This window comes from Azospirillum sp. A29 (genome assembly GCF_042604625.1).
In the GTDB taxonomy this organism is placed as follows: domain Bacteria; phylum Pseudomonadota; class Alphaproteobacteria; order Azospirillales; family Azospirillaceae; genus Azospirillum; species Azospirillum palustre.
Genome location: NZ_CP170466.1, coordinates 1,269,552 through 1,296,121, shown reverse-complemented (window position 1 = coordinate 1,296,121; position 26,570 = coordinate 1,269,552). Strand labels below are relative to the sequence as shown.

The following is a 26,570-nucleotide window of genomic DNA, read 5'->3' as shown; positions in this document are numbered from 1 at the left end:
CGTGGTGTCCCGGTCAGACCTCTCACCCGGCAAGGCGCGTGAACACGCCCTTCAGGATCGACTCGTAGATGGCGGTCAGCTGTCGCAGATCCTCCACCGAACAATATTCGTCCACCTTGTGCATGGTCTGGCCGACCAGCCCGAATTCCACCACCGGGCAGACATTCTTGATGAAGCGCGCGTCCGACGTGCCGCCGGTGGTCGAGTAGTCCGGACGGCGTCCGGTCACCCCCTCTACCGCCTCGGCCACCAGCTCGGTCAGCGGGCCCGGTGGGGTGACGAAGCTGTCGCCGGAGCAGTAGACCTCCAGCTCATAGGCGCCGCCGACGGCATCGAAGGTCCGGCGCAGCCACGCCTCGATGCCGGCCGGGGTGTGGGCGTCGTTGAAGCGGATGTTGAAGGCCGCCTTGCCCTGCGCCGGAATGACGTTGGTCGCCGTGTTGTCGACATCGATGGTGGTCAGCACCAGGGTGGAGGGCTGGAAATGCGCCGTGCCTTCGTCCATCGGGTGTTCGGTGATGGCGGCCAGCATGCGGACCAGCCGCGGCAGCGGGTTGTCGGCCAGATGCGGATAGGCGACGTGGCCCTGCGCGCCGAACACGGTCAGGAAGCCGGTCAGGCTGCCGCGCCGGCCGATCTTGATCATGTCGCCCAGCGCCTTGGGGTTGGTCGGCTCGCCAACCACGCAGGCATCGATGCGTTCGCCGCGCTCGGCCAGCCAGTCCAGCACCTTGCGGGTGCCGTTGATCGCAACCCCTTCCTCGTCGCCGGTGATCAGCAGGCTGATCGAGCCGACGGGCGGCCCGTCCTCCAGCTGGCGCGACACGGCGGCGACGAAGGCGGCGATGGCGCCCTTCATGTCCACCGCACCGCGGCCGAACAGGCGCCCGCCCATCACCTCGCCGGCGAAGGGATCGACCGTCCAGCCCCGGTCGCCCGGCGGCACCACGTCGGTGTGGCCGGCGAAGCAGAAGTTCGGACCCTCGGTGCCGAGCCGGGCATAGAGGTTCTCCACCGGCTCGGTCCCTTCCTGCTGGAAGCGCAGGCGGTGGCAGGTGAAGCCCATCGGCGCCAGCGCCGCTTCCAGCACGCCCAGCGCACCGTCGTCGCGCGGCGTGACGCTGGGGCAGCGGATCGAATCCTGGGCGAGGGCGACGGGGTCGATGGTCATGCGGCTCTTTTCCAACCGGCCCGGCCTCCGCCGGTCGTCATCCCCGCGAAGGCGGGGATCCAGGTGCAGAGGCCGGAGTGCTGTATGCGACGCCTGGACCCCCGCCTTCGCGGGGGTGACGCTGGAACTGCTGTCGGATCAGTCCCGCAGCAGGTCGTTGATCGCGGTCTTGGAGCGGGTCTTCTCGTCGACGCGCTTGATGATGACGCAGCAGTACAGGCTCGGGCCCGGGGTGCCGTCGGGCAGCGGCTTGCCGGGGAGCGAGCCGGGGACGACGACCGAATAGGCCGGGACGCGGCCCATGAAGATCTCGCCGGTGTGGCGGTCGATGATCTTGGTCGAGGCGCCGATGTAGCAGCCCATGGAGATGACCGCACCTTCCTCGACGATCACGCCCTCGACGATCTCCGAGCGGGCGCCGATGAAGCAGTTGTCCTCGATGATGACCGGATCGGCCTGCAACGGCTCCAGCACGCCGCCGATGCCGACGCCGCCCGACAGGTGGACGTTCTTGCCGATCTGGGCGCAGGAGCCGACGGTGACCCAGGTGTCGACCATGGTGCCGCTGTCGACATAGGCGCCGACATTGACGAAGCTCGGCATCAGGATGACGCCGGGGGCGACGTAGGACGACTTGCGGGCGATGGCGCCGGGTAGGGCGCGGAAACCGGCGTTCTGGAACTGGCCTTCGCTCCAGCCCTCGAACTTCGGCGGCACCTTGTCGTACCAGGAGGAGCCGCCGGGGCCACCGGGGATCATCTCGTTGGCGTTCAGGCGGAAGGACAGCAGCACCGCCTTCTTCAGCCACTGGTTGACCTTCCAGCCGTCCGCGGTCTTCTCCGCGACGCGCAGGTCGCCGGCGTCCAGCGCGTCGAGCGCCGAATTCACGGCATCGCGGACCGAACCGGTGGTGGCGGTGGTGAGATCGGCGCGGTTTTCCCAGGCGGCGTCGATGGTGGCTTGCAGGCTGGCGTGGCTCATGGCGCGGTCGTTCTGCTGTCGATTGTCCAAGGGACGGCACCATGGAGCCGCATCGCGGCCCCTGTCAACCATACCCGCGGCCGCCATCGGCCGGTTTGCGACAAAGCCCCCGAACTCCTCCCTTAAACCCCCGCCACCGCGGCCAGCCAGGAGGGCAGGTCGTCCACGGTGTGGTCGATGTGGACCCCGGCGCCGACGCCGGCCTTCTCGTACTCCTTCTCGCCGCGGACCCAGACGGTGGTCATGCCCAGCGCGTGGGCGGGGGCGAGGTTGCGGGCGATGTCCTCCACCATGCAGGCGTCGGCAGGATCGACGCCGTGGCGTTCCACCAGCGTGGCATAGGGGCGGGGATCAGGCTTCGGCACGAAGCCGCCGGCGGCGATGTCGAACACCGCGTCGAACCGGTCGAGGATGCCGAGTCGGCCGGCGACGTTCTCGGCATGGCGGACCGAGCCGTTGGTGTAGATGATCTTGCGGCCGGGCAGCCGCGCCAGCGCGTCGGCCAGCAGGGCGGAGGGCTGGACCCCGGCCACGTCGATGTCGTGGACATAGTCCATGTAGGCGACCGGATCGACGTCATGCTCCATCATCAGGCCGCGCAGCGTGGTGCCGTATTCGCGGAAGAAGTGCTTCTGCCGCACCCGCGCCTCGTCCATGCCGATGTTGAAATGGGCGGCGATGAACTCGTTGATCCGGAGGTCGACCTGGGCGAACAGGTTGCAGGACGCCGGATAGAGCGTGTTGTCGAGGTCGAAATCCACACGGCGCGGTCGCGCAGGGCGGCGAGGGGATCGGTCGCAGGGCCGGACGTGGAGCCGGTTGTGGAACTGGGCGCCGGTGCGGCGGCCTTGTCCTGGGGGGAGGTCGGGACGGTCATCCCCCAAGAATGGGGCCACCGCCGGCCGGCCGCAAGGCGCTTCACATGGTCGCAGGCGCGCAGCCGCCCTTTGGCCAAGCCGCCGCTATGGGGAGTTCCCCGCGTCGTTGGTTGATTGAAGATTAACCCCTAAAGAGGTAGCATGGACCAGACCTTGTAATGGTTCACAGCCAAAGGTTTCCGCTCCGCCTGCCTCGTGGCCCGCAAGCCTCGTGGATTGCCCTCTGGGATTGCCGTGGACCTTCTTCTGACCACCGGTACCTCTGCCACCGCTTCCGCCTCCACCGGCGGCCAGACCGGCCCCGTGACGCTGGTCGCGCTGTATCCCGGCCCGGCCCTGCGGCTGGATTCGGCGTTGGCTGTCGCCGAAGCGAATGCCGAGGCGGAAGACATGATGGACAGCGATCCGCGCTGGCTGCCGGAGCTGCGCAACTGGCTGTCCGCGTCCAGCGTAGCGCCGGGGCTGCGGTCGGTGCCGGTGGAATCGCTGCGCGGGATCATGATCGTCGAATGGGCCGGCGTGCCGCTGCCCGACGGCGGGTTCCTGCTGCTGGGCCGCGACGACACGCTGGAGCGCCAGCTGCGCCACACGCTTACCGAATCGCGGCGGCGCTACAAGGATCTGGTGGAGGTTTCCTCCGACTTCGCCTGGGAGACCGGGCCGGACGGCACCTTCGTCTTCGTCAGCCACAAGGGCGCGCTGGGCTATCCGGCCGACGCGCTGATCGGCTGCGATCCGCGCAGCCTGGCGCTGGAGGAGGCGGAAGATCTGCCGATGCCGTTCGATTGCCGCCGGGCGGTCGACCAGACCGAATTGTGGCTGAAGAGCGCCGACGGCACGCCGGCCTGTGTCGTCGCCTCCGCCCTGCCGCTGTTCGGGGTGCAGGGCGACTGGATCGGCGCCCGTGGCGTCTGCCGCGACGTGACCGAACAGGTGCTGCGCTCCAACGAGCTGGCGCGCATCCGGAACCGCGAACGGCTGCTGGGCCACATCGTCCACACCCTGCGCGACCGGCTCGACGCCGCGGAAGCGCTGGCCGTCGCCGCGACGGAAACGGCGCGGGCGCTCAGTGCCGACGGCTGCCGCATCTATCGGGCGGAGGAGGGTGCGGCGGGCAGCCGTGTCGTCCTGTCGCTGGTGGCGGAGTTCGGGGCGAAATTGCCGGAGGTCGGCACCGCCCTGCTCGACCGCATCGCCAACAGCGAAGGTCTGGTGACCGACCGGCTGGGCGACGTGCAGCTGATCGGCGAGCGGACCGAGTACCGGCAGGCTGCGAACGGCGCGCTGCTGGTCTGGCGCACCGGCAATTCGGAGCCGTGGGACGAAGACGACCGCCATCTGATGTCTGGCGTGGCCGACCATATCGGCATCGCGCACGCCCATCTCGCCTATCAGGAGCGGCTGCGCCGCCTGTCGGAGCGCGACGGGCTGACCGGCCTGTTCAACCGCCGCACCTTCTTCGAACGGCTGGAGGAGTCGATCTCCCGGCCGGACAGCGGACCGTCGGCCCTGCTCTATGTCGACCTCGACAATTTCAAGGCGGTCAACGACCTGCACGGCCACCAGCAGGGCGATGCCGTTCTGAAGGCCATCGGCACGCTGCTGAGCACCGGGGTGCGGCCGGGCGACCTGCCGGGCCGGCTGGGCGGTGACGAGTTCGTGCTGTGGCTGGGCCGCACCGACGAGGCGAAGGCCCGCATCGTCGCCGAACGGCTGCTGAACGGCATGCGCGATCTGGCCCACCTGTCGGCCAGTCCCGAGAAGCCGCTGGGCCTGTCGATCGGCATCGCCGTCCACACCCCCGGCCGCGGCGAATCGGTGCGGGAGTTGACCGACCGGTCCGATGCCGCCATGTACGACGCCAAGAAGAGCGGCAAGGGCCATTTCGCCCTGGCTCCCGCCTATCGGGCGGCCGCTCAGATACCCTCCTCCGATGTTTCCGCCGCGGAGCCTAACCCGTGACCCCGCCTGCCAATCCGCGTCCCGAGACCCTCGACCCCGCCGACTACGAATCCGCCAAGCGGATGGTGCAGAGCGAGGATCCGGCAGTTCGCCGGAAGGTCGCCGAACATCCCAAGACCCGGCCGGAGCTGCTGTATTTCCTTGCCGCCGATGCCGCGGCCGAGGTGCGGCGCGCCATTGCCACCAATGCCGGCACCCCGCGGCAGGCCGACCTGCTGCTGGCCAAGGACCGCGAGGTCATGGTGCGGCAGGCGGTGGCGCGCAAGATCGCCCGCCTGCTGCCGGAGCTGTCGGCCGACCAGGCGATGCAGATCGAACGGCTGACGGTGGAATGCCTGGAAACGCTGGCCCGCGATCAGGCGACGGAGGTGCGCGGCATCCTGGCCGAAGCGCTGAAGGACCTGCCCAACGCCCCGCACGGCGTGATCAACCGGCTGGCCCGCGACGTCGAGCTGTCGGTCTGCGGGCCCGTGTTGCAGCATTCGCCGATCCTCACCGAGGAGGATCTGACCGACATCATCATGAAGGGGCCGGTGCGCGGCGCGATGACCGCCATCGCCAGCCGGCACAATGTCAGCGCCTCCGTCGCCGACGCCATCGCGCGTTCGGACGACGAGGCGGCGGTAACGTCGCTGCTCGGCAACCCGTCGGCCCAGATCCGCGAAGAGACGCTCGACCGCATCCTCGATCAGGCGCCGCAGCACGAGCCCTGGCATTCGCCGCTGGTCCGTCGCCCGCGGCTGCCGGCCCGCGCGGTGGCGCGGCTGGCCAGCTTCGTCGCCGACAATCTGCTGAAGGTCCTGCAGGACCGCGACGACCTCGACCCGGCCGCCGCGCGCGGGCTGGTGGAGGCGGTGCGCCAGCGGGTGGGGCAGGCGGCAGCCGGCGCGGCACCCGGCCTGCCGCTCGGCCCCGTCGATTTCGGCGACGAGGCGCTTGCCGCCGCCGGACCGGAGAAGCCGGTCGAACGCCCCAGCGACAAGGCGGCGCGCCTGAACAAGGAAGGCAAGCTGACCGAGAAGCTGATCGAAGGCTCGATGGTGGAGGGCGACCGCGGCTTCGTCATGGCCGCCCTGGCGGAACTGTCGCAGATCGAACTCCCGGTGGTGGACCGCATCGTCGCCACCCATGCGCCGCGCGCCGTCACCGCCCTGGTGTGGCGCGCCGGGCTGACCATGCGCTTCGCCCGGCAGGTGCAGTTGCGGCTCGCCCAGATTCCGCCAAAAACAGCGCTTAATGCTCGCGACGGCACGCACTATCCGATGACCGATGAAGAGATGCGCTGGCAGCTCGAATTTTTCGGTGTCGAGGCAAAGGCGTGACGTTTTCCTCCGTTTTCGGGTTCTCTCCGGTATGCGTGTCGCCTTTCTCGCCTTCTTCGTCGTCCTGATCGCCGTCGCCACCAGCTTCGCCGCCCCGCCGCGCGAAACGCCGGAGGAGCGCGAGGTCGCCGCCACCTTCGACGCCGCCCGCACGGCGCTGTCCGAGAAGCGTGGATCGGCGGTGATCCCGCTGCTCACCCGCAATTCGGTCAAGGCGCTGGAGTCGGTGCGCGACGCCGCCCGCCAGCCCGGCGATGCGCCTTTGCAGCGGCTGGAGCCGGCGGAGCGCTTCGCCGCCATGGGGCTTCGCCGCTATCTCGGTCCGGCGGAATTGCGGCGCATGTCGGTCGGCGATATCGCCAACCATGCGCTGAAAGCCGGCTGGCTCGGACCCAACGTCATCTCCCGCAGCGCGCTGGGGCCGGTGCGGGTCAAGGGCGACCGGGCGTCGGGCCTGCTGATGGTCGACAACCGGCCGGCGCTGGTCCCTGCCGATTTCGTCCGCGAGGGCGGGGCGTGGCGCATCGACCTCGCCAGCGTCTTCACCTTCGGCAGCCAGATGCTGAAGGGCTTCGCCGCCATGGCCGGCAAGGACGAGACCGCCTATATCGGCGAACTGCTCGACCGGCTGCCGGCCAAGCCGGGAGCGATGAAGGCGCAGTGATCCGGAAGCGGATCCTCCATCCCTGTCATCCACCCTCTTTTATCCAGCTTCTTTTATCCCTGGGCCCGCATCCATCGGTGCGATTGCAGCGACTCCGGCGATTGCGTAGACTCGCGCCCGCTTCCACCAAGTGTTGGCGCCGACGATGACCGCACCGGAAGAGACCGTTTCCTCACCCACCCCCGGCCGGGCCGTGCCCTGCGGCGCCCGATTCCGTGCCGCCGTTCTGGAGCTTGCCGCTGCCCGCGGGGCAGGGGTGCCGATGCTTGTCGCCGCCGCCCTGATGCTGGCGCCGAAGGCGGGAGCCGATCCTGGCCTGCGCGATCCGGAGGGAGAGGCGCTGCTGGAGGTCGGGGAGACCGACGCCAGCGACGGAGCGATCCGCAAGGCGCTGGCCGCCGCCCTGGCGCTTGCCGATCCCGGTGCCCGCATCCTGTCGGGCGAGGATGTCCGCCGGCTCGAAGCCGCGGTGGAGACGCTGGGCTACCGCAACAAGACGCTGGCCCACGCGCTGCAACGCCTGTCCTTCCAGCCGCTCGACGGCCGCATCACGCATGTGCGCGACGCTGCCCAACTGTTCGGCTTCGTCAATGAATGGTGCTTCGACGAGGATCAGGTGCGGCGGCGCTTCCGCGAACTGGCGCCGGTCTATCACCCGGACACCGGCATCGTCGCCTGCCGCGAGCGGATGGGCCAGCTGATCGACGCCCGCAACCTGCTGGTCCGCCATGTCCGCAGCGTCTACGGTTCCGGCGACTGGATGGCCCGGCAGGGCGGACCGTCCGTTTAAAACTTTGGCCGCCTGAAACCGGAACCCTGGACCGACCAGCTCAGCTGGCCAGCCCGATCGCCTCCTCGACGATCGCCTGGTCCATCGTGGCGCCGTCCAGCACCGCGCCGGTCAGGTCGGCGCCGGTCAGGTCGGCCTCGCTGAGGTCGGCGCCGGTCAGGTCGGCACCGGCGAGATTGGCGCCGGAGAGGTTGGCCTTGCGCAGGTCGGCCTTGCACAGCAGCGCCATGCCGAGCCGGGCGCGTTGCAGGTTGGCGCGCCAGACATGGCCGCTCATCGTCTGGATATGGACGGGGCCGAGCTGGGCGCCGGTCAGGTTGGCGCCGGTCAGGGTGGCGCGTTCGAAATTCACCCCGCGCAGATCGGCCTTCGACAGGTCGGCCTTGCGCAGGTCGGCCAGCGACATGTCGGCTATCGCCATCGCCGCGCCGGACAGGTTGGCGCCGCGCAGCGCGATGCATTGCAGGATCGCCGCCGACAGGTTGATGCCTTCCAGCTTGCGCCCCGACAGGTCCAGCGCCGACAGGTCGGCGCGCTTGCCGGCCTTGCCGCCGCTGTCGATCCAGCTCAGATGCTCCATCAGCATTTCGCGCAGATCGTCTTCCGGGTTCTCCAGCGTCTTGGCCAGCACCGCCGCCTGCAGGTTGGGCGAGCGCATCTGTGCTGCGTCCAGAATGGCGCCGATCAGCGTGGCGCCGCTGAAATTGGTGCGGTTGATGGCGCAGCCGGTCATCACCGCCCCGGACAGCCGGGCGCCCGACAGGTTCGCCTCGGTCAGGTCGGCGTCGGTCAGGTCGCAGCCGGTCAGGTTGGAGCCGGTCAGGTTGGCGCGCATGAACTTGGTGCCGCGCAGGACGGCGTCGGTCAGGTCGGTCTGCATGACGAAGGCGTTGGCGATCTTGGCCCGCGACAGGTCGGCGCCGCGGATGGTCGCGGCCGTCAGTTCCGACGTCAGGACGGAATCCTCATACTCGTGGGCGTACATCTCGCCACTGGAGTCGTAATGCAGCAGCGTGCCGTCGCGCAGGTCGACCTCCACCAGCGTCGCCTCGCTCAGCACGGCACCGCGCAGGCAGGCGCCGCGCAGGTCGGCCCGGCGCAGATCGGCCTTCTCCAGATTGGCGAGCCGCAGGTCGGCGGCATAGAGGTTGGCGTTGGCGAGGTTGGCGCCGGTCAGCCGGGCGCTGAACAGCTTCGCCCCCGACAGGTCGGCGTCGGACAGGTCGATGCCGGAGAGATCGAGATGCGACAGGTCGCGCATCTTCAGGTTGGCGCGCACGCCGCCGGGCTGGCTTTTGCGGAATGCTTGGTGCCGCAACAGGATCGCGTTGAGCTGGCTCTGGGTCAGCTTGGTTCGCGGGCTGTTGGACCCAAAGCCCTGGGCGGACGACATCGCCGGCATACCTTCTCTATTTGGTGACCCATAATCCGAAAGAGTCGCCAAAATTTGGTTAAGGGTTGATGGCTTGTGACAAGCTTGTGGCCGATAACCGCCGTCGGGCAAGGCAGACGTAAGGACGACAGCAAAAGACCGACTGCGGCGGTTGACTCGGCCTGCCGGCTTCTCTATGGTCCGCCGACCTGTCTTCCGCAAAGTCGATAGACCGGGTACCCCGGCCCAACGCCGGGTATCTCCGCCAGTCCGCGAAATTCGCGCACTGGCGCTTTCGTGCTTGTGCGGGTGGCGGCCTTGACGCTGGACCCGGAACTGGGGAACGAGTATCGCATGTTCGAAGGCCTGACCGGACGCCTGGGCGACATCTTCGACAAGCTGCGCCGCCGAGGCGCGCTGACCGAGGAGGACGTCTCCGCCGCACTGCGCGAAGTTCGCGTGGCGTTGCTGGAGGCTGACGTCGCCCTGCCCGTCGTCAAGCAGTTCGTCACCCAGGTGAAGGAACGCGCCGTCGGGCAGGAGGTGCTGAAGTCGGTCACCCCCGGCCAGCAGGTCATCAAGATCGTCCACGACAACCTCGTGGAGATGCTGGGCGAAGGCGCCGAGATCAACCTGAATGCCGCCGCCCCGGTGCCGATCCTGATGGTCGGTCTCCAGGGCTCGGGCAAGACCACCAGCACCGCCAAGATCGCGCTGCGCTTGAAGACGAAGGACCGCAAGAAGGTCCTGATGGCCTCGCTGGACGTCCGTCGTCCGGCCGCCCAGGAGCAGCTGAAGGTTCTCGGCGAGCAGACCGGCGTCGCCACGCTGCCGATCGTGCCGGGCCAGGACCCGGTCGCCATCGCGAAGCGCGCCATCGAGACCGGCCGTCTCGAAGGCTACGACGTCGTCATGCTCGACACCGCCGGCCGCCTCGCCATCGACGAGGAGCTGATGGCGGAGGTCGCGGCGGTCCGCGACGCGACGAAGCCGGTGGAAACCCTGCTGGTCGCCGACGCGATGACCGGCCAGGACGCCGTCACCGTCGCCACCAATTTCAACGACAAGGTCGGCATCACCGGCATCGTGCTGACCCGCATCGACGGCGACGCGCGCGGCGGTGCCGCCCTGTCGATGCGCCAGATCACCGGCAAGCCGATCAAGCTGCTGGGCGTCGGCGAGAAGATCGACGCGCTGGAGCCCTTCCACCCCGACCGCATCGCCGGCCGAATCCTCGGCATGGGCGACGTGGTGTCGCTGGTGGAGAAGGCCGTCGAGACCATCGACAAGGACGAGGCCGAAAAGCTCGCCCGCAAGATGGAAAAGGGCCAGGGCTTCGACCTCGACGACATGGCGATGCAGCTGAAGCAGCTCCGCAAGATGGGCGGCATGTCCGGCCTGATGGGAATGCTGCCGGGCATCGGCAAGATCAAGGACCAGCTGAAGGACGCCAACGTCGACGACGGGATGATCAAGCGCCAGGAGGCGATCATCTCCTCGATGACCAAGGCGGAACGCAAGAACCCCGACATCATCAAGGCTTCGCGCCGCAAGCGCATCGCCGCCGGTTCCGGCACCTCGGTGCAGGAGGTCAACAAGCTGCTGAAGCAGTTCGAGACCATGCGCGGAATGATGAAGCAGGTGCAGAAGCTTGGGAAGAAGGGGATGCTGCGCGGCGGCCTCGGAAACCTGCTGCCGAAGGGACTCGGCGGCTTTGGCGGGAAGGGGCCTTTCGGCTGACCTGACCGCCTCTCGAAATCACCCGATACCTGTTTGACTTGAGAAGAGAAAGTTTCGACCAATGGCTTTGAAGATTCGTCTGGCTCGCGGTGGTGCGAAGAAGCGTCCGTTCTATTCGATCGTCATCGCGGACGCCCGCAGCCCGCGTGACGGCCGCTTCATCGAGAAGATCGGCACCTACAACCCGATGCTGCCGCGCGAGCACGAGCAGCGCATCATCCTGAACGCCGAGCGCGCCAAGCATTGGCTGTCGGTCGGCGCCCAGCCGACGGACCGCGTCGTTCACTTCCTGGCCAATGCCGGCCTGGTCGAGAAGCCCGCCGTTCGCGAGACCCCGAAGAAGTCGGCTCCGAAGGCCAAGGCGCAGGAGCGTCTGAAGGCCGAGGCCGCCGCTGCCGCGGCCGCCGCAGAAGGCTGACCTTGGGGCTGATACAGGTGACGGTGGGCCGCTTGGCCCGCAGGGTTGAGTTTGTGACGACGTGCCAGGTGCTCCTTCGATGACCGCCAAAATCTGTGTCGGCCAGTTCGCGGGATCGCACGGCGTGCGGGGGCTGGTGAAGCTGCGCAGCTTCACCGCCGAACCCGCCGACGTCATGACCTACGGCCCGCTGTCGGACGAGACGGGGACCCGCCGGTTCACGGTGACGATCCAGGGCATGGTCAAGGATAACTTCCTGGCCAAGGTCGACGGGGTGACCAGCCGCGAACAGGCGCAGGCCCTGGCAGGTGTGCGGCTCTACGTGGACCGTGGCGCCCTGCCGGCGACGGAGGACGAGGATGAGTTCTACCATGCCGATCTGATCGGCATGCGTGCGGAACTCGCCGACGGGACCGTCTATGGCACGGTGAAGGCGATCTACGACTTCGGCGCCGGCGACGTGCTGGAGATCAGGACCGCAGGCGGACCTTTGGAGATGCTTCCCTTCTCCAAGGCCTGCGTGCCGGTGGTCGATGTCCGGGGCGGTCGCATCGTCGTCGACCTTCCCGCCGTGATCGAGGCCCGCGAGGGCTCCGGTGACGAGGCGGAGGAGGACGGGGGTGAAGAGGGCGGGGACCGGAGCGGGGAGGAGGGGCCGTGAATCACGGCGCCGACGGTCCGCGGGTCTGGACGGCCAAGGTTCTGACGCTGTTCCCGGAAATGTTTCCGGGGCCGCTCGGCCACTCGCTGGCGGGCAAGGCGTTGGAAAATGGAGTCTGGGCGCTGGAATCGGTGGACATTCGCTCGTTCGCGCGCGATAAACACCGCTCCGTCGACGAGACCCCCTTCGGCGGAGGGGCCGGTATGGTCATGCGGCCCGACGTGCTGGACGCGGCTTTGACTGCGACGGCGGGACCTGTGGGGGCACCGGGACGCGGTCGGGCGATCTATCTGTCGCCTCGCGGACAGGTGCTGAACCAGGAGCTGGTCAAGGAGCTGGCCGCCACCCCGGTGGTGACGCTGCTCTGCGGCCGGTACGAAGGGGTGGACCAGCGGGTCCTCGATGCGCACGGCCTCGAAGAGGTCAGCCTCGGGGATTTCGTGCTGTCCGGCGGGGAACTCGCCGCGCTCAGCCTGATGGATGCCGTGGTGCGCTTGCTCCCCGGCGTCATGGGCAACGTTGAGACGGCGGGCGAAGAGAGTTTCGAACGGGGGTTGCTCGAATACCCCCACTACACCCGGCCGGCGGTCTGGACCGACGGGCAGGGTGTGGAGCGCGCGGTGCCGGAGGTTCTGCTGTCCGGTCACCATGGGAAGGTCAAGGCCTGGCGGCTGGCCGAGGCGGAGAAGATCACGGAGGCCCGACGGCCGGACCTGTGGTCGCTCTACCAGGCAAGCCATCCGGCAGTAACTGTTACGAACAAGGGTCGGCGGCAGGCTCGCCGGCGCGACCCGAAACCGGAGTGACGGTCCGCCGCGAGGCGCGCCGATAGAAAAGGGGTAGTGCTATGAACCTGTTGCAGCAGCTCGAGCAGGAGCAGATCGAGAAGGCCCTCGGTGGCAAGACGATCCCGGAGTTCTCCTCGGGCGATACCGTCCGCGTGAACGTGAAGGTCGTCGAGGGCACGCGCGAGCGCGTCCAGGCCTATGAGGGCGTCGTGATCGCCCGCAAGAACGCCGGCGTGAACTCTTCGTTCACCGTCCGCAAGATCAGCTACGGCGAGGGCGTGGAGCGCGTGTTCCCGCTGTACTCCCCGCGCATCGACTCGATCGAGCTGGTCCGCAGGGGCGCCGTCCGTCGCGCCAAGCTGTACTATCTGCGCGATCTGCGCGGCAAGGCCGCCCGCATCTCCGAGCGTACCAGCGGCCGCGGCATGGTCAACGGCCGCCGGGCTGCCGAGTAAGGCGCCTTTCGGTTCGGTTCAGGTTCATAGGTCCGGCGCCCGGCCGATCGGCTGGGCGTCTTCTTCCCGTCACCATCAGAAAAGCTTAAGGAGTAGGCGCCATGAAGCGCACGTTCCAGCCGTCCAAAATCGTGCGTAAGCGTCGCCACGGCTTCCGCCACCGCATGTCGACCGTCGGCGGCCGCAAGGTGATCGCCCGCCGCCGCGCCCGCGGACGCAAGGTTCTGAGCGCCTGATCCCCGCTATGGCGGCGCCGGGCCATGAGGTCGGGCGCCTGATGCGGCGGCCGGAATTTCTGGCCGTGGCCGGGACACGGCGAAAGCATGTGGCTCCCGGCCTGATCCTCCAGGTGCGCCGGCACGACGACAAGCAGCGGCCCGCCGAAGGCGGTCCGCCGATCCGTCTCGGTTTGACGGCGAGCCGCAAGGTCGGCAACGCGGTGGTGCGCAATCGCGCCCGCCGCCGTTTGCGTGAGGCCGCGCGGCAGATTCTGACCGTTCATGCGGCGCCCGGCCACGACTTCGTGCTGGTCGCCCGCGGCGGCACGGCCGAACGGCCGTGGACCGACCTGCTCGGCGACCTTGCCGCCGGGCTGAAGCGCCTCGGCCTGTGGCGCGAGGCGGAAGGGTAGGAGGCCAGCGACGTCATGTTTCGCATCGCCGGCCTCAGCCCGCTCGCGCACCTGCTCCGCGCGCTCGTCTATCTCTATCGCTGGACCTTGTCGCCCTTCGTGGGCTGGCAGTGCCGTTTCCAGCCGACCTGCTCCTGCTACGCCATCGAATCGCTGGAAAAGCATGGGGCCATCCGGGGGGGATGGCTGACTGTGCGCCGGCTCGGGCGTTGCCATCCCTGGGGCGGGTCTGGCTGGGATCCCGTGCCCGATCCCGTCCCGCGGCCGGCGCCCATGGCGCCGCATCGCTGCGGACTGCGGGAAAAGGGGCATGCGGCGGTTGCCCAGCCCGGCGAAAACCCGTAACAAGGCCGCGCACACGCCGCCCTTCTTCCAAAGGCCCCACGGCAACCGGGACGCCATGACCGACCAACGCAACCTCATCATCGCGATTGCCCTGTCGATCGCCATCCTTCTGGGCTTCCAGTTTTTCTACGAGAAGCCGCGGGTGGAGCAGCAGAAGCAACTCGCCGCCCAGCAGGCCGCCCAGACGGAGCAGTCGGTGCCGGTGCCGGCCCCCGGCGTGCCCGCCCAGCAGCCTCCGGCCACGGCTGAGGTCGCGAAGGAGCGCCCCGTCCTGCTCGCCGAGCAGCTGGCGGCCGGCACCCGCGTGAAGATCGACACACCGGCCCTGCACGGTTCCGTCAACCTCGTCGGCGGCCGCATCGACGACCTGACGCTGGCCCAGTACCACGAGACCCCGGACCCCAAGAGCCCGGAGATCGTTCTGCTGGCCCCGGCCGGCACGCCCGCCGCCTATTACGCCGAGTTCGGCTGGGTCCCACAGGGCGCCGGCATCGCCGCCCCGACCGCGACCACCCGCTGGACCGCCGACGGCGCCGCGCTGACCCCGGACAAGCCGCTGACACTGACCTGGGACAACGGCCAGGGGCTGGTGTTCGAGCGCAAGATCGCCGTCGACCCGGACTTCATGTTCACGGTGACGCAGACCGTCCGCAACACCGGCGCCGCCCCGGTCACCCTGCTGCCCTACAGCCTGGTGTCGCGCAGCGGCACGCCGCATACGTCCGGCTACTATATCCTGCATGAGGGCCCGCTCGGCGTCTTCAACGGCTCGCTGACTGAAGAGAAGTACGACGACGTCCGCAAGGCCGGTTCGATCGCCAAGGACACCACCGGCGGCTGGGTCGGCATCACCGACAAGTACTGGCTGGTGTCGCTGGTGCCCGACCCGAACGAGAAGGTCACGGCGCGCTTCCTCTACAATCAGGTCGCCAACATCGACCGCTACCAGACCGACACCATGGGGGCGCCGGTCACGGTGGCGCCGGGCGCCTCGGCCGAGAACACCGGCCGCCTGTTCGCCGGCGCCAAGCAGGTGAAGCTGCTCGACAGCTACTCCGAGAAGCTGAACATCAAGAACTTCGATCTGGCGATCGACTTCGGCTGGTTCTACTTCCTGACCAAGCCGTTCTTCTACGCACTGGATTTCCTGGGCCGCATCATCGGCAACTTCGGCATCGCCATCCTGGTGCTGACCGTCTGCGTCAAGGCCGTCTTCTTCCCGCTCGCCAACAAGTCCTATCAGGCTATGAGCAAGATGAAGGCCCTGCAGCCCAAGATGCAGGAGCTGCGCGAGAAGTTCAGCGACGATCAGGCCCGCATGAACCAGGAGCTGATGGCGCTGTACAAGCGCGAGAAGGTCTCCCCGGTGTCGGGCTGCCTGCCGATCCTGATCCAGATCCCGGTGTTCTTCTCGCTCTACAAGGTGCTGTTCGTCACGATCGAAATGCGGCATGCGCCGTTCTTCGGCTGGATCCACGACCTGTCCTCGCCCGATCCGACGACCATCTTCAACCTGTTCGGCCTGATCCCCTGGGACCCGCCCGCCATGCTGCATCTCGGCCTGTGGCCGCTGATCATGGGCGTGACGATGTGGTTCCAGCAGAAGATGAACCCGGCCCCGCCGGACCCGATCCAGCAGAAGGTGTTCCAGTTCCTGCCCATCGTCTTCACCTTCATGCTCGCCGGCTTCCCGGCCGGTCTGGTGATCTACTGGGCCTGGAACAACACGTTGTCGGTCCTGCAGCAGTGGACCATCATGAAGCGCATGGGCGTGAAGGCCTGATCCTTCAGCCTCTGCCGAATGTCTGAGACCTGCCGCCGGCAAAGACCCTTGACGGGCCTCTGCCGGCGGTATGTTTTTTATAGCGTCATCCGTTTGTTGAAACGGATGACGCTATAAGCCTTTGTTTGACGATCGGATTCACGCTTCAAATCGAGTCCGATTTTACGCGATCCGATCTAGCCGACCAAAACGAAAGCGCACCGCCATGACCAGCTCCGCCACGCCGACCCCCGACACCCCCAGCATCGTTGCCGGCTTCGACGAGGCCGCGCTGGAGGCCGGCCGGCTGCTGTTCGCCAAGGAGTGCGACTTCGTCTGGGGCGCCAATGCGCTGAACCAGCTGCCCGAGGCCGACCTGCCGGAGGTCGCCTTCGCCGGCCGCTCGAATGTCGGCAAGTCGAGCCTTGTCAACGCGCTGACCGGGCGCAAGACGCTGGCCCGCACCTCCAACACGCCGGGCCGCACCCAGCAGCTCAACTTCTTCAACCTCGGCAATCGTCTGAAGCTGGTGGACATGCCCGGCTACGGCTATGCCAAGGAATCGAAGGAGAAGGTGGAGGCGTGGAACGACATGGTCCGCCGCTTCCTGCGCGGCCGGGTCACCCTGCGCCGGGCGCTGGTGTTGATCGATTCGCGCCATGGGATGAAGCCCCATGACCATGAGATCATGGAGATGCTCGACCGTACGGCGGTACCCTACGTCGTCGTGCTGACCAAGGCGGACAAGGTCAAGGCTGCGGATCTCGACAGGATCCGGCGTGAAACCCAGGCGGGGTTGAAGAAGCATCCGGCAGCCTTCCCCGACATCCACGTCACCAGCTCCGAGAAGGGCACCGGCATCGCGGAGCTGCGCGCCAGTCTGGCGGCGCTCGCCCTCGGCGCCGAATAAGGGGCGGCGGCGATGGGCGGTCTCTCTCCCGCGCTGCTGTTCCTGATGCAGGCCCTGCTGCTGATCGCCGGGCCGTTTCTGCTGTGGCGGCTCGGCGGCGGCCGTCACATCGCCCCGATGGTGGTGGTCCAGATCCTGTTCGGGGTGGCGCTGGGTCCGTCGCTGCTCGGCCGGCTGGTCCCCGATCTTTGGGGCGTTCTGTTCGCGCCCGCGGCGCTTGCGCCCTTGTCCGGGCTGGCCTTGATGGCCGTGGTGTTCTTCGCCTTCCTGACCGGCCTGCATCTCGATCCCGCCGAGTTCCGCGGGAGGGGCGGGGCCTTCGCCACCGTGGCACTGTCCAGCATGCTGGTGCCGACCCTGCTGGGCGGAGCCCTGGGCTGGTGGCTGGCCGGCGCCTTTCCCGCCATGACCGGAAAGCACGCCACCCCTGGCCTGTTCGCCGCCGGCTTCGGCATCTGCGTCGGCGTCACCGCCCTGCCGGTGCTGGGCGCCATCCTGCGCGAGATGGATTTGCTGGGCGACCGGGTGGGGCGGCTGGCGCTGGGCTATGCCGCGGTGAATGACGCGCTGCTCTGGCTGCTGATCACCGCGGTGCTGGCCTGGTCGACCGCCGATGGGGGGAACGGCGGCGGCGATGCCTGGGCGGTGGCGAAAGTCGGCCTGCTGGGCTTCGCCTATGTCGGGGCGACGGTCCTGCTCGTGCGCCCGCTGCTCGACCGCCTGCTGGAGCGGGTGGCCCCGGATGGGCGGATGGGCGACACCGCTGTGGTGGTGACCTGCGCGGCGCTGCTGGCCTCGGCCGCGGTGACCGAACTGATCGGGTTGCACTACATCCTGGGTGCCTTCATCGCCGGCAGTGCGATGCCGCGCCGCTATGCGGCGGCGATCCTCGACCGGCTGGAGCATTTCGCCACGCTGATCCTGCTGCCTTTCTTCTTCACCCTGACCGGGTTGAAGGTGAACCTGACGCTGGACGATCCGGCGCAATGGACCGTCTTCGCCCTCGCCAGCCTCGCCACCGTCGCCGGCAAGATGGCCGGCACCACGCTGCCCGCCCGCTGGACCGGGGAGCCCTGGCCCGATGCGCTCCGGCTCGGCACGCTGATGCCGTGCAAGGGGCTGATGGAGGTCATCGTCCTGACCGTCCTGCTGGAGGCGGGCGTGCTGTCCGGCCCCTGTTTCTCGGCGATGGTGCTGATGGCGGTGGCGGTGACCGCGCTGACGCAGCCGATGACGCGGCTGGCCGGATTGTGGCGTCCGGCCGGCGGCACGGCCACCGCAGCCGCGGGAGGCCGTCACGGGGGTGTGTGACCGTTAAATTGCCCCCTAGGCAACCGGCCGGCCTTTCCGTTAAAGAAGCCCGACACTCCACCCCGACAAAGGGCATCCTCCCGTGCAGACTCCCACCCGTGACGAGTGGCTCGCCAAGGCCCGTACCCTGTCCGAAGCGCTGCCCTACATGCGCCGTTATGCCGGGAGCACCTTCGTCATCAAGTACGGCGGCCACGCCATGGGCGACGCCAGCCTGGCGGAGCTGTTCGCGCGCGACATCGTCCTGTTGAAGCAGGTCGGCATCAACCCGGTGGTCGTCCATGGCGGCGGCCCGCAGATCGGCCAGATGCTGGAGCGGCTGAAGATTAAGTCCAGCTTCATCGACGGCCTGCGCGTCACCGACAAGGAGACGGTCGAGGTGGTCGAGATGGTGCTGGCCGGCTCCATCAACAAGCAGATCGTCGCCGCCATCAACGGCGCCGGCGGCCGTGCCGTCGGCCTGTCGGGCAAGGACAGCAACCTGATCACCGCCCGCCGTCTGGAGCGCGTGCAGCGCGATCCAGACAGCAACATCGAGCGGGTGCTGGACCTGGGCTTCGTCGGCGAGCCCTACAAGGTGAACCCACAGATCCTGCACGCGCTCGCCCAGTCGGACATCATCCCGGTGATCGCGCCGGTCGGCTTCGACGTGAACGGCGACACCTACAACATCAACGCCGACACGGCGGCCGGCGCGGTCGCGGCGGCGGTGAAGGCGGCGCGCTTCTTCCTGCTGACCGACGTCGCCGGCGTGCTCGACAAGGAAAAGAAGCTGATCGAGAAGATGTCGCTGGAGGATGCCCACAAGGCCATCGCCGACGGCACCGCCTCGGGCGGCATGATCCCGAAGATCGAGACCTGCATCGGCGCGGTGGAGCAGGGCGTCGATGCCGCTGTTATCCTGGATGGCCGCGTGCCGCATGCGCTGCTGCTGGAGATCTTCACCGAAGGCGGCGCCGGCACCCTGATCGGCAAGGCCTGACGCCGTCTATAGGGGACCGCCAAGGGGGGGCGATGAGCGATCTACGCAAGGAGTTGCTTCGCCAGATGAAGGCCATCCGGGAGAGGATGGACCCGAAGCTGGTGGAGCGTGCCAGACTGGCTGCTCTGGGCAAGGTCCCCTATGACAGCGACGCGGCGAAGGAGGCGGTCGGCCATTTCCTCGACGCCAAGCGGGACGGCGGTGCTTTCCGCCGCAAGCTGGAGCAGGCGCTGAAGGACGAGGGCGCAACGCTCGACCTCGATGGGGAAAAGGCTCCGCCCCCGGCGAAACCGCGGCGCGGTGGCCGGGTGACCTAGGCTGGGCGCCCGAACCGCGCCCATGCAAGGAGCACAGCCTTGCTGCATGTCTTCGTCAATGACGGCGGTCTGCTGCGCTGGGACAGGGAGGCCGCGGACGAGTCGGTCCCGTTCCCCGAGTCCGCCGTGTGGCTGGACCTGATCAACCCGACGCCCGACGAGCTGGCGCGGGCGGAGGCGCTGATCGGCACCGGCCTGCCCACCCGCGAGCAGATGGCGGAGATCGAGGAGTCGAGCCGTCTGCGCGTTGCCGGCGGTGCCTTGACCATGACCGTCACCGCCCTGGTCTGGGCCGACACCGACGAGCCGCGCATCGCCACCGTCAGCTTCGTGCTGGCCGGCCGGCGGCTGGTGACCATCCACGACATCGATCCGCAGGCGCTGCTGGCCTTCCGCCGCCGCGCCACCCATGGGCAGGTCTCCGCATCCCGCGGCGAACTGGTGCTGGCCGCACTGGTGGACGGGATGATCGACCGCACGTCGGTCGTGCTGCGGCGGACCGGGGTGGAGATGGATGCGTTGAACCGCCGCTATTTCCGTGGGCGCAAGCTGCGCTCCCGCGGCGAGACGCTGGACGACGCCCAGACGCTGAAGCGCATCGGCCATGCCGGCCACCTGATCGGCAAGGCGCGGATCAGTCTGGCCAGCCTCACCCGCATGACCGACTTCCTGGCGCGCGGCGATGGCTGGAACGCCGGCAAGGCGACTCGGCGCTGGGCCAAGACCACGCTGCAGGATCTGCGCGGGCTGGACCAGTATGCCCGCTTCCTCTCCGGCAAGGTCGCCCTGGCGCTCGACACCGCGCTGGGCCAGATCAATGTCGAGCAGAACGAGATCGTCAAGATCGTGTCGGTGTTGACCGTCCTGCTCTATCCGCCGACCCTGGTCGCCAGCATCGGCGGCATGAACTTCACCGACATGCCCGGCAGCCAGTCGCCCTTCGGCTATGCCAGCGCCTTGGGGCTGATGCTGCTGTCGGCCTTGCTGCCAATGGTCTATGTGCGGTCAAAACGCTGGATGTAGCACGTTTCCACAATATGGCAGGCGGACCGTCCGCAGCGCTTTCCTTTTGACACGACCGTCCGTCGGCGGCAGGATGGGCCGCATTCCAGGGGGGTCCCGACAGGGGGCTGAGATACCAACGGCCGGACGGCGCGATGCGCAAGCCGGCAGCGTGGTGACCCTTCGAACCTGATCCGGGTCATACCGGCGAAGGGAGGGACCTCGTGACGGGCCGAATCTCGCCCCGTCCGGCCGTATCGGCCCCGCCATGCCGGGGACACCATTCCGAAACGGCCCGCACGAAGATACCGCACCTCCGTCCGCAGTCCCGGGTTTGTCCGCCCAACTCCGACGGAGAAACCCAATGCCTAAGGACTTCAACGAGAACGCCATCCGCATTTCGACCGGCCCGCTGCCGTCGTCGCGGAAAATCCATGTGCCCGGCACGCGCTTTACCGATCTGCGCGTTGCCCTGCGCGAGATCGCGCTGTCGGGCGGCGAGCCGCCGCTGACCGTCTATGATGCCTCCGGTCCCTACACCGACGAGTCGGTCGCCATCGACGTGCGGGCCGGCCTGTCCAAGCACCGCCGTGACTGGATCCTGGCGCGCGGCGATGTCGAGACCGCCGACAACGGCGTGCTGCGCGCCAAGGATGGCGGTGCGGTGACCCAGATGGCCTACGCCCGCGCCGGCATCGTCACCGCGGAGATGGAGTACATCGCCGTGCGCGAGAATCTCGGCCGCGCCGCAGCGCTCGATGCCACGCGCGACGGCGAGGATTTCGGTGCCGAGATCCCCGACTTCATCACCCCGGAGTTCGTCCGTGACGAGGTGGCGCGCGGGCGGGCGATCATCCCGTCCAACGTCAACCACCCCGAGTCGGAGCCGATGATCATCGGCCGCAACTTCCTGACCAAGATCAACGCCAACATCGGCAACTCCGCCGTGACCTCCTCCATCGAGGAGGAGGTGGAGAAGATGGTGTGGTCGATCCGCTGGGGCGCCGACACCGTGATGGATTTGTCCACCGGCGCCGACATCCACCAGACCCGCGAGTGGATCCTGCGCAACTCCCCGGTTCCGATCGGCACCGTGCCGATCTATCAGGCTTTGGAAAAGGTGAAGGGCAAGGCCGATGATCTGACCTGGGAGCTGTTCCGCGACACGCTGATCGAACAGGCGGAACAGGGCGTCGATTACTTCACCATTCATGCCGGCCTGCGGCTGGCCCACATCCCGCTGACCGCCAAGCGAGTGACCGGCATCGTCTCGCGCGGCGGCTCGATCATCGCCAAATGGTGCCTGGCGCATCACCGCGAGAATTTCCTCTACGACCATTTCGCCGACATCGTCGAGATCTGCCGGACCTATGACGTGGCGCTCTCGATGGGCGACGGGCTGCGGCCGGGCAGCCAGGCCGATGCCAACGATGCCGCCCAGTTCGCCGAGCTGGAGACCCTGGGCGAACTGACGAAGATCGCCTGGGCGCGCGACGTGCAGGTGATGATCGAAGGGCCGGGCCATGTGCCGATGCACAAGATCAAGCACAATGTCGAGAAGCAGCTGGCGCTGTGCGGCGAGGCGCCCTTCTACACGCTGGGGCCGTTGGTGACCGACATCGCGCCGGGCTACGACCACATCACCAGCGCCATCGGTGCGGCGATGATCGGCTGGTTCGGCACGGCGATGCTCTGCTACGTCACGCCGAAGGAGCATCTCGGCCTGCCCGACCGCGACGACGTGAAGGCCGGCGTCATCGCCTACAAAATCGCCGCCCATGCCGCCGACCTCGCCAAGGGCCACCCGGCGGCGCGGTTGCGCGACGATGCCATGTCGCGTGCCCGCTTCTCCTTCCGCTGGCGCGACCAGTTCGCTCTGTCGCTCGATCCCGACACGGCGATGGCCTATCACGACGAGACCCTGCCGGCGGAAGGCGCCAAGACCGCGCATTTCTGCTCGATGTGCGGGCCGAAATTCTGCTCGATGAAGATCACGCAGGAAATCCGTGACGCCGCGGAGTCCGGCATGGCCGAGATGTCGGAGAAGTTCCGCCAGTCGGGCGGGGAAATCTACCAGCCGGCAGCGGAGTGAAATCTGGCAGAGTGAGATCTGGCAGGGGGCGGGTCGCCGCCCCCTCCGTCAGTCCGCGTACCGGATCTCCAGCACTTCGACCTGTTCCAGTCCCGCCGGAGTGCGGACATCCACCAGATCGCCCTCCCGCGCCTTCAGCAGGGCCCGGGCCATGGGGGAAATCCAGCTGACATGGCCGCGGTCGGGGTCGACCTCGTCGGCGCCGACAATGGTGATAGTGTTCTCCGCTCCATCCTCGCGGGCATAAGTGACGGTGGCGCCGAAGAAGACCTGTTCGCGATTCTTCTGGTCCTGCGGATTGACCACCACCGCCGATTCCAGCCGCTTGTTCAGGAAACGGATGCGGCGGTCGATCTCGCGCAGGCGCTTCTTGCCGTATAGATAATCGCCATTCTCCGAGCGGTCGCCGTTGCCGGCGGCCCAGGACACCACCTCCACCACCTTCGGCCGCTCCACCCGCAGCAGGTGGCGCAGTTCCTCCTGCATGCGCTGGAAGCCGGGCGGGGTCATGTAGTTCTTGAAGCCCTGCGGCAACGGTGCCGGATCGTCGAGATCGTCGTCGTCCTGCGTGTCGTTCTCGCGGGTGAAGGCCTTGCTCATGGTCCGACCTGTCCTGTGGCAGGGGTGATAACGTCCGGGAAAAGGAAAAGGCGCCTTGCGGCGCCTTTTCCCGTTCCAGAGGTCCCGGTTGGGCCGTTGGGCTTACCGCTTCCACCAGCCGCGGCGCGGCTTGGCATCGGCGTCGGCATCGTTGTCAGCCGCAGCCGGCTCGGGAGCCGGGGCCGGCTTGACGTCCGTGGGCTTGGCGGCGGCTTCGGCCGGGGCCTCGGCAGCAGCCTTGCGCTTGCGCGGCGACGCCTTCTTGGTCGGCGCGGCTTCGGCAACGGTCTCCGCCGGCGCCTCGACCGCAGCGGCGGCCTTGCGCTTGCGGCCCTTGGCCGGAGCTTCGGCGACAACCGCCGGAGTGGGCTCGGGCGCGGCTTCGACCGGAGCCTCGGCGGCGGCCTTGCGCTTGCGCGACGCCTTCTTCGGCGCGGTTTCGGCAACGGCTTCCACCGGCGCCTCGACCGGGGCAGCGACCTTGCGCTTGCGGCCCTTGGCCGGAGCTTCGGCGACGACTGCCGGAGCAGCCGCGGGGGCGGCTTCGACCGGAGCCTCGGCGGCGGCCTTGCGCTTGCGCGCCGCCTTCCTGGCGGGCGCCTTGGCGGCAGCTTCGGCCTGAGCCGGCGCGGTCACCGGAACCGGAGCGTCCTCGACTGCCGGAGCGGCTTCGCCGGCCAGGATCCAGTCGAGATCGCTCGCGTCGGCCGGAGCCTGCGCCGCCTGGGCCGGAGCGTCCTGAACCGGAGCGGCGGCGGGCTGCTGGTCGACGGCGTCCTCGCCGCCCTCCAGGCCTTCCGCACCCTCGCGGCGCGACCGGCGACGGCCACCGCGCTTGCCGCGGCGGCGCTTCTTGCGGCCATCGCCGTTGCGCTCGCCGGCATCGGCACCGGGCTCGTCCTCGCCGTCATCCTCATCCTCGTCGTCGCCTTCAGCGTCGGCGTCGGCGGAGTCGGCCGCAGGTTCGGAGATGGCGGCACCGGGGATGGCTTCGGTGGCAACCGGCAGAACGCTCTCATCGGCGTCCTGGCCGGCATCCTGATCGCCCTCGTCCGTCTCGGCATCGCCCTCGGCGCCGTCGGTCCGGCCGTCCTCGCGGTCACGGCCACGGCCGCGACGGCGGCGGCGGCGGCGGCGGCGATCCTCGCCATTGCCGTCGCCGTTGGTTTCGGCACGTTCGCCGGTCTCCTCGACCTGGACGGCCTCGGTCTCGGCTTCCGGCTCTTCCACCGTCTCGACCGGCTCGGCGGCGAGCGCGCGGTCGGTCTCGGCCATCACGCGGTCGGCGCTGACCAGCGGGGCGTCCTCGTCGGCCAAGCGGGCTTTGTTGCGCTCCAGACGGTGATCCGGGGCGATCAGCCCGTCGTCGGCCTGGACCATCACGCTGAAGGCGTGACGCTCTTCGATCTTGGCCAGTTCACCGCGCTTCTGGTTGAGGATGTAGAGCGCGATGGAGGTCGGGACGAAGATGGTGATCTCGGCCGAGCGCTTGCGGATGCCCTCTTCCTCAATGGCGCGCAGGACGTGCAGCGAGGCGGATTCGACCGACCGGACGACGCCGGTGCCCGAGCAGTGCGGGCAGCGCTCGAAGTTGGTCTCCAGCAGCGACGGACGCAGACGCTGGCGCGACAGCTCCAACAGGCCGAAGGCGGAGATGCGGCCGAGCTGGATGCGCGCCCGGTCGTTCTTCATCGCCTCCTTCATGCGGCGCTCGACGGCGGCGTTGTTCCGCGGCTCCTCCATGTCGATGAAGTCGATGACGATCAGACCGGCCAGATCGCGCAGACGCAGCTGGCGAGCCACCTCGTCGGCGGCCTCCAGGTTGGTCTTGTAGGCGGTTTCCTCGATGTTGCGCTCGCGGGTCGACTTGCCGGAGTTGACGTCGATGGAGACCAGCGCCTCGGTCGGGTTGATGACGATGTAGCCGCCGGAGCGCAGCTGAACCACCGGGCTATGGATGGCGTCGATCTGCGTTTCCACCTGATAGCGGTGGAACAGCGGGATCTGGCTGTCGCGGTACAGCTGGACGCGCTGGGAATGGCCCGGCATCAGCATGTCCATGAACTCGCGCGCCGTGCGGAAGCCGGCCTCGCCCTCGACCCAGATCTCGTCGATGTCGTTGGCGTAGAGGTCGCGGATCGACCGCTTGATCAGGTTCGCCTCTTCATAGATGAGGCAGGGCGCCGACGACTTCAGCGTCTGCTCGCGGATGTCGTCCCACAGGCGCAGGAGATATTCCAGGTCGCGCTTGATCTCGGGCTTGGAGCGCTCCAGCCCGGCGGTGCGCAGGATCACCGCCATGCCGTCGGGAATGTCGAGATCCGACAGGATTTCCTTCAGGCGCTTGCGGTCGGCCGGGTTGGTGATCTTGCGGGAAATCCCGCCGCCACGGCCGGTGTTGGGCATCAGGACGCAGTAGCGGCCGGGCAGCGACAGGTAGGTGGTCAGCGCCGCACCCTTGTTGCCGCGCTCCTCCTTCGTCACCTGCACCAGCATGACCTGCCGGCGCTTCACCACTTCCTGGATCTTGTAGGAACGCAGCGGGCGCGAGCGGCGGCGCTGGGTCTCCGCCTCCTCGTCCTCGTCGCCGCCGAGCGTATCGGGAGCGGCGCCCTCGGACGGGGCGGCCTGCTCGTCGCCGGCCTCGGCGTCTTCGCCGCTGTCGTCGCCGTCTTCCTCATCGGACGCCTCGGGCGCGATGGGGGAGGGCATCGGCGACCATTCCTCGACCACCTGCTCGGGGCGGATCGGCTCGGCCATCACGGCGCCGTCGGCGGCGGCCTCGGCCCGGGCTTCCGCCTGCTCCTCCAGCCGGCGTTCCTCGGCCAGCAGGGCCTCGCGGTCGGCCATCGGGATGCGGTAATAGTCGGGATGGATTTCGGAGAAGGCGAGGAAACCGTGGCGGTTGCCGCCATACTCCACGAAGGCCGCCTGGAGCGAAGGCTCGACCCGCGTCACCTTCGCCAGGTAGATGTTGCCCTTCAGCTGCTTGCGGCTGGCGATCTCGAAATCGAGTTCTTCCAGCCGGTTGCCATTGACCACGGCGACCCGGGTTTCTTCCGGGTGCGTGGCGTCCACCAGCATGCGCTTGGCCATATACGATCCTCAACGGCGCGACCCAGGGAACCCGCGCGACCGGTCGGGCCGCCTGGACGCAGCGTCTGTTGTGGGCGAAGCATACGGCACGACGGACCGGAACCGCCGAACGGCGCTGACGAGAGCAGCCAGGACGGCCCGGTCGACACGCGCCGGGCTGCCGCCTTGCGGCCACAGCCAGCTTCGAGGTTTCGTCCTCTCACCGCCAATCCGAACGCGCCACCCCGCGACGTCCCTCCGGCGCGGATGGCCGGACAGGCGGTGTCGAGGGCGACGCCGCAGCCCCTTGGGTAAGCCCCGTGACCGGCGATCGGCTGACC

The 26,570-nt window shown here is 68.3% G+C and carries 25 protein-coding genes and 1 riboswitch; of the genes, 19 read left to right on the top strand and 6 right to left on the bottom strand.

The annotated features are described in order from the left end of the window. Positions 1-22 precede the first annotated feature (22 nt). From dapE to ABNQ38_RS20985, 3 genes are all read right to left on the bottom strand, one after another. On the bottom strand, positions 23-1,171 hold the full coding sequence (gene dapE, locus ABNQ38_RS20995; protein ID WP_377810018.1) for a succinyl-diaminopimelate desuccinylase: 1,149 nt from the start codon (positions 1,169-1,171) through the stop codon (positions 23-25). A 138-nt stretch (positions 1,172-1,309) separates the two neighbouring features. Then, positions 1,310-2,152: a 2,3,4,5-tetrahydropyridine-2,6-dicarboxylate N-succinyltransferase gene (gene dapD, locus ABNQ38_RS20990; RefSeq protein WP_109449959.1), complete on the bottom strand. Its 843-nt coding sequence runs from the start codon at positions 2,150-2,152 to the stop codon at positions 1,310-1,312. Between the two features lie 122 nt (positions 2,153-2,274). Then, positions 2,275-2,913, bottom strand: a complete 639-nt coding sequence (locus ABNQ38_RS20985) for a pyrimidine 5'-nucleotidase (RefSeq protein WP_377810017.1) — start codon at positions 2,911-2,913, stop codon at positions 2,275-2,277. A gap of 351 nt (positions 2,914-3,264) precedes the next feature. Here ABNQ38_RS20985 and ABNQ38_RS20980 point away from each other — a divergent pair, with 351 nt between their 5' ends. The 4 genes from ABNQ38_RS20980 to ABNQ38_RS20965 all read left to right on the top strand — a co-directional run bounded on the left by ABNQ38_RS20980 (position 3,265) and on the right by ABNQ38_RS20965 (position 7,768). Next, the gene (locus tag ABNQ38_RS20980) at positions 3,265-4,992 is read left to right on the top strand and encodes a diguanylate cyclase domain-containing protein (protein ID WP_377810016.1); all 1,728 of its coding nucleotides are present in this window, start codon (positions 3,265-3,267) and stop codon (positions 4,990-4,992) included. Beyond that, positions 4,989-6,314, top strand: a complete 1,326-nt coding sequence (locus ABNQ38_RS20975) for a DUF2336 domain-containing protein (RefSeq protein ID WP_377810015.1) — start codon at positions 4,989-4,991, stop codon at positions 6,312-6,314. Before ABNQ38_RS20980 ends, ABNQ38_RS20975 begins: the two co-directional genes overlap by 4 nt. 31 nt (positions 6,315-6,345) lie before the next feature. After that, positions 6,346-6,978: a hypothetical protein gene (locus ABNQ38_RS20970; protein ID WP_377810014.1), complete on the top strand. Its 633-nt coding sequence runs from the start codon at positions 6,346-6,348 to the stop codon at positions 6,976-6,978. A 145-nt stretch (positions 6,979-7,123) separates the two neighbouring features. Then, on the top strand, positions 7,124-7,768 hold the full coding sequence (locus ABNQ38_RS20965) for a hypothetical protein (RefSeq protein ID WP_377810013.1): 645 nt from the start codon (positions 7,124-7,126) through the stop codon (positions 7,766-7,768). A gap of 40 nt (positions 7,769-7,808) precedes the next feature. Here ABNQ38_RS20965 and ABNQ38_RS20960 read toward each other — a convergent pair whose 3' ends face one another. Beyond that, a complete protein-coding gene (locus ABNQ38_RS20960; RefSeq protein WP_377810012.1) occupies positions 7,809-9,161 on the bottom strand; it encodes a pentapeptide repeat-containing protein in 1,353 nt (450 codons plus the stop codon). Between the two features lie 333 nt (positions 9,162-9,494). Between ABNQ38_RS20960 and ffh the strand changes: the two genes are divergently transcribed. The 15 genes from ffh (at position 9,495) to thiC (ending at position 22,554) form a co-directional block, all read left to right on the top strand. After that, a complete protein-coding gene (ffh, locus tag ABNQ38_RS20955; RefSeq protein ID WP_109490631.1) occupies positions 9,495-10,880 on the top strand; it encodes a signal recognition particle protein in 1,386 nt (461 codons plus the stop codon). Between the two features lie 61 nt (positions 10,881-10,941). Next, positions 10,942-11,298 carry a 30S ribosomal protein S16 gene (rpsP, locus tag ABNQ38_RS20950; protein WP_063633821.1) on the top strand — a complete coding sequence of 119 codons (357 nt, stop codon included), beginning with the start codon at positions 10,942-10,944 and terminating at the stop codon, positions 11,296-11,298. Between the two features lie 79 nt (positions 11,299-11,377). Beyond that, positions 11,378-11,959, top strand: a complete 582-nt coding sequence (rimM, locus tag ABNQ38_RS20945; RefSeq protein ID WP_377810011.1) for a ribosome maturation factor RimM — start codon at positions 11,378-11,380, stop codon at positions 11,957-11,959. 59 nt (positions 11,960-12,018) lie between these two features. Then, entirely contained in the window at positions 12,019-12,765 is a 747-nt protein-coding gene (gene trmD, locus ABNQ38_RS20940) for a tRNA (guanosine(37)-N1)-methyltransferase TrmD (protein WP_377810103.1), read from the top strand. A 41-nt stretch (positions 12,766-12,806) separates the two neighbouring features. Then, the gene (rplS, locus tag ABNQ38_RS20935; protein WP_098740539.1) at positions 12,807-13,202 is read left to right on the top strand and encodes a 50S ribosomal protein L19; all 396 of its coding nucleotides are present in this window, start codon (positions 12,807-12,809) and stop codon (positions 13,200-13,202) included. A 101-nt stretch (positions 13,203-13,303) separates the two neighbouring features. Further along, on the top strand, positions 13,304-13,438 hold the full coding sequence (gene rpmH / locus ABNQ38_RS20930; protein WP_098740538.1) for a 50S ribosomal protein L34: 135 nt from the start codon (positions 13,304-13,306) through the stop codon (positions 13,436-13,438). 8 nt (positions 13,439-13,446) lie between these two features. Further along, positions 13,447-13,833: a ribonuclease P protein component gene (rnpA, locus tag ABNQ38_RS20925; protein WP_098740537.1), complete on the top strand. Its 387-nt coding sequence runs from the start codon at positions 13,447-13,449 to the stop codon at positions 13,831-13,833. Between the two features lie 15 nt (positions 13,834-13,848). Continuing rightward, entirely contained in the window at positions 13,849-14,178 is a 330-nt protein-coding gene (gene yidD, locus ABNQ38_RS20920) for a membrane protein insertion efficiency factor YidD (RefSeq protein ID WP_174472678.1), read from the top strand. A 55-nt stretch (positions 14,179-14,233) separates the two neighbouring features. Continuing rightward, positions 14,234-15,961, top strand: a complete 1,728-nt coding sequence (gene yidC, locus ABNQ38_RS20915; RefSeq protein WP_377810010.1) for a membrane protein insertase YidC — start codon at positions 14,234-14,236, stop codon at positions 15,959-15,961. 205 nt (positions 15,962-16,166) lie between these two features. Next, a complete protein-coding gene (gene yihA, locus ABNQ38_RS20910) occupies positions 16,167-16,850 on the top strand; it encodes a ribosome biogenesis GTP-binding protein YihA/YsxC (RefSeq protein ID WP_109047278.1) in 684 nt (227 codons plus the stop codon). A gap of 12 nt (positions 16,851-16,862) precedes the next feature. Then, a complete protein-coding gene (locus ABNQ38_RS20905; RefSeq protein WP_377810009.1) occupies positions 16,863-18,161 on the top strand; it encodes a cation:proton antiporter in 1,299 nt (432 codons plus the stop codon). 82 nt (positions 18,162-18,243) lie between these two features. Next, a complete protein-coding gene (gene argB, locus ABNQ38_RS20900; protein ID WP_194914345.1) occupies positions 18,244-19,143 on the top strand; it encodes an acetylglutamate kinase in 900 nt (299 codons plus the stop codon). Positions 19,144-19,175: 32 nt separating this feature from the next. Next, positions 19,176-19,460, top strand: a complete 285-nt coding sequence (locus ABNQ38_RS20895) for a hypothetical protein (protein WP_377810008.1) — start codon at positions 19,176-19,178, stop codon at positions 19,458-19,460. Between the two features lie 39 nt (positions 19,461-19,499). Then, positions 19,500-20,483 (top strand): magnesium transporter CorA family protein, encoded by a 984-nt coding sequence (locus ABNQ38_RS20890; protein WP_109051378.1) that lies wholly within the window; start codon positions 19,500-19,502, stop codon positions 20,481-20,483. Positions 20,484-20,560: 77 nt separating this feature from the next. Continuing rightward, positions 20,561-20,695: riboswitch (TPP riboswitch) on the top strand. A 131-nt stretch (positions 20,696-20,826) separates the two neighbouring features. Then, positions 20,827-22,554: a phosphomethylpyrimidine synthase ThiC gene (gene thiC, locus ABNQ38_RS20885; RefSeq protein WP_377810007.1), complete on the top strand. Its 1,728-nt coding sequence runs from the start codon at positions 20,827-20,829 to the stop codon at positions 22,552-22,554. Between the two features lie 48 nt (positions 22,555-22,602). Here the strand turns inward: thiC and greB are convergent, their stop codons facing one another. Both greB and ABNQ38_RS20875 read right to left on the bottom strand, forming a co-directional pair. Further along, on the bottom strand, positions 22,603-23,154 hold the full coding sequence (gene greB / locus ABNQ38_RS20880) for a transcription elongation factor GreB (RefSeq protein WP_109051376.1): 552 nt from the start codon (positions 23,152-23,154) through the stop codon (positions 22,603-22,605). 102 nt (positions 23,155-23,256) lie between these two features. Next, positions 23,257-26,250, bottom strand: a complete 2,994-nt coding sequence (locus ABNQ38_RS20875; protein ID WP_377810006.1) for a ribonuclease E/G — start codon at positions 26,248-26,250, stop codon at positions 23,257-23,259. Positions 26,251-26,570: the final 320 nt, after the last annotated feature.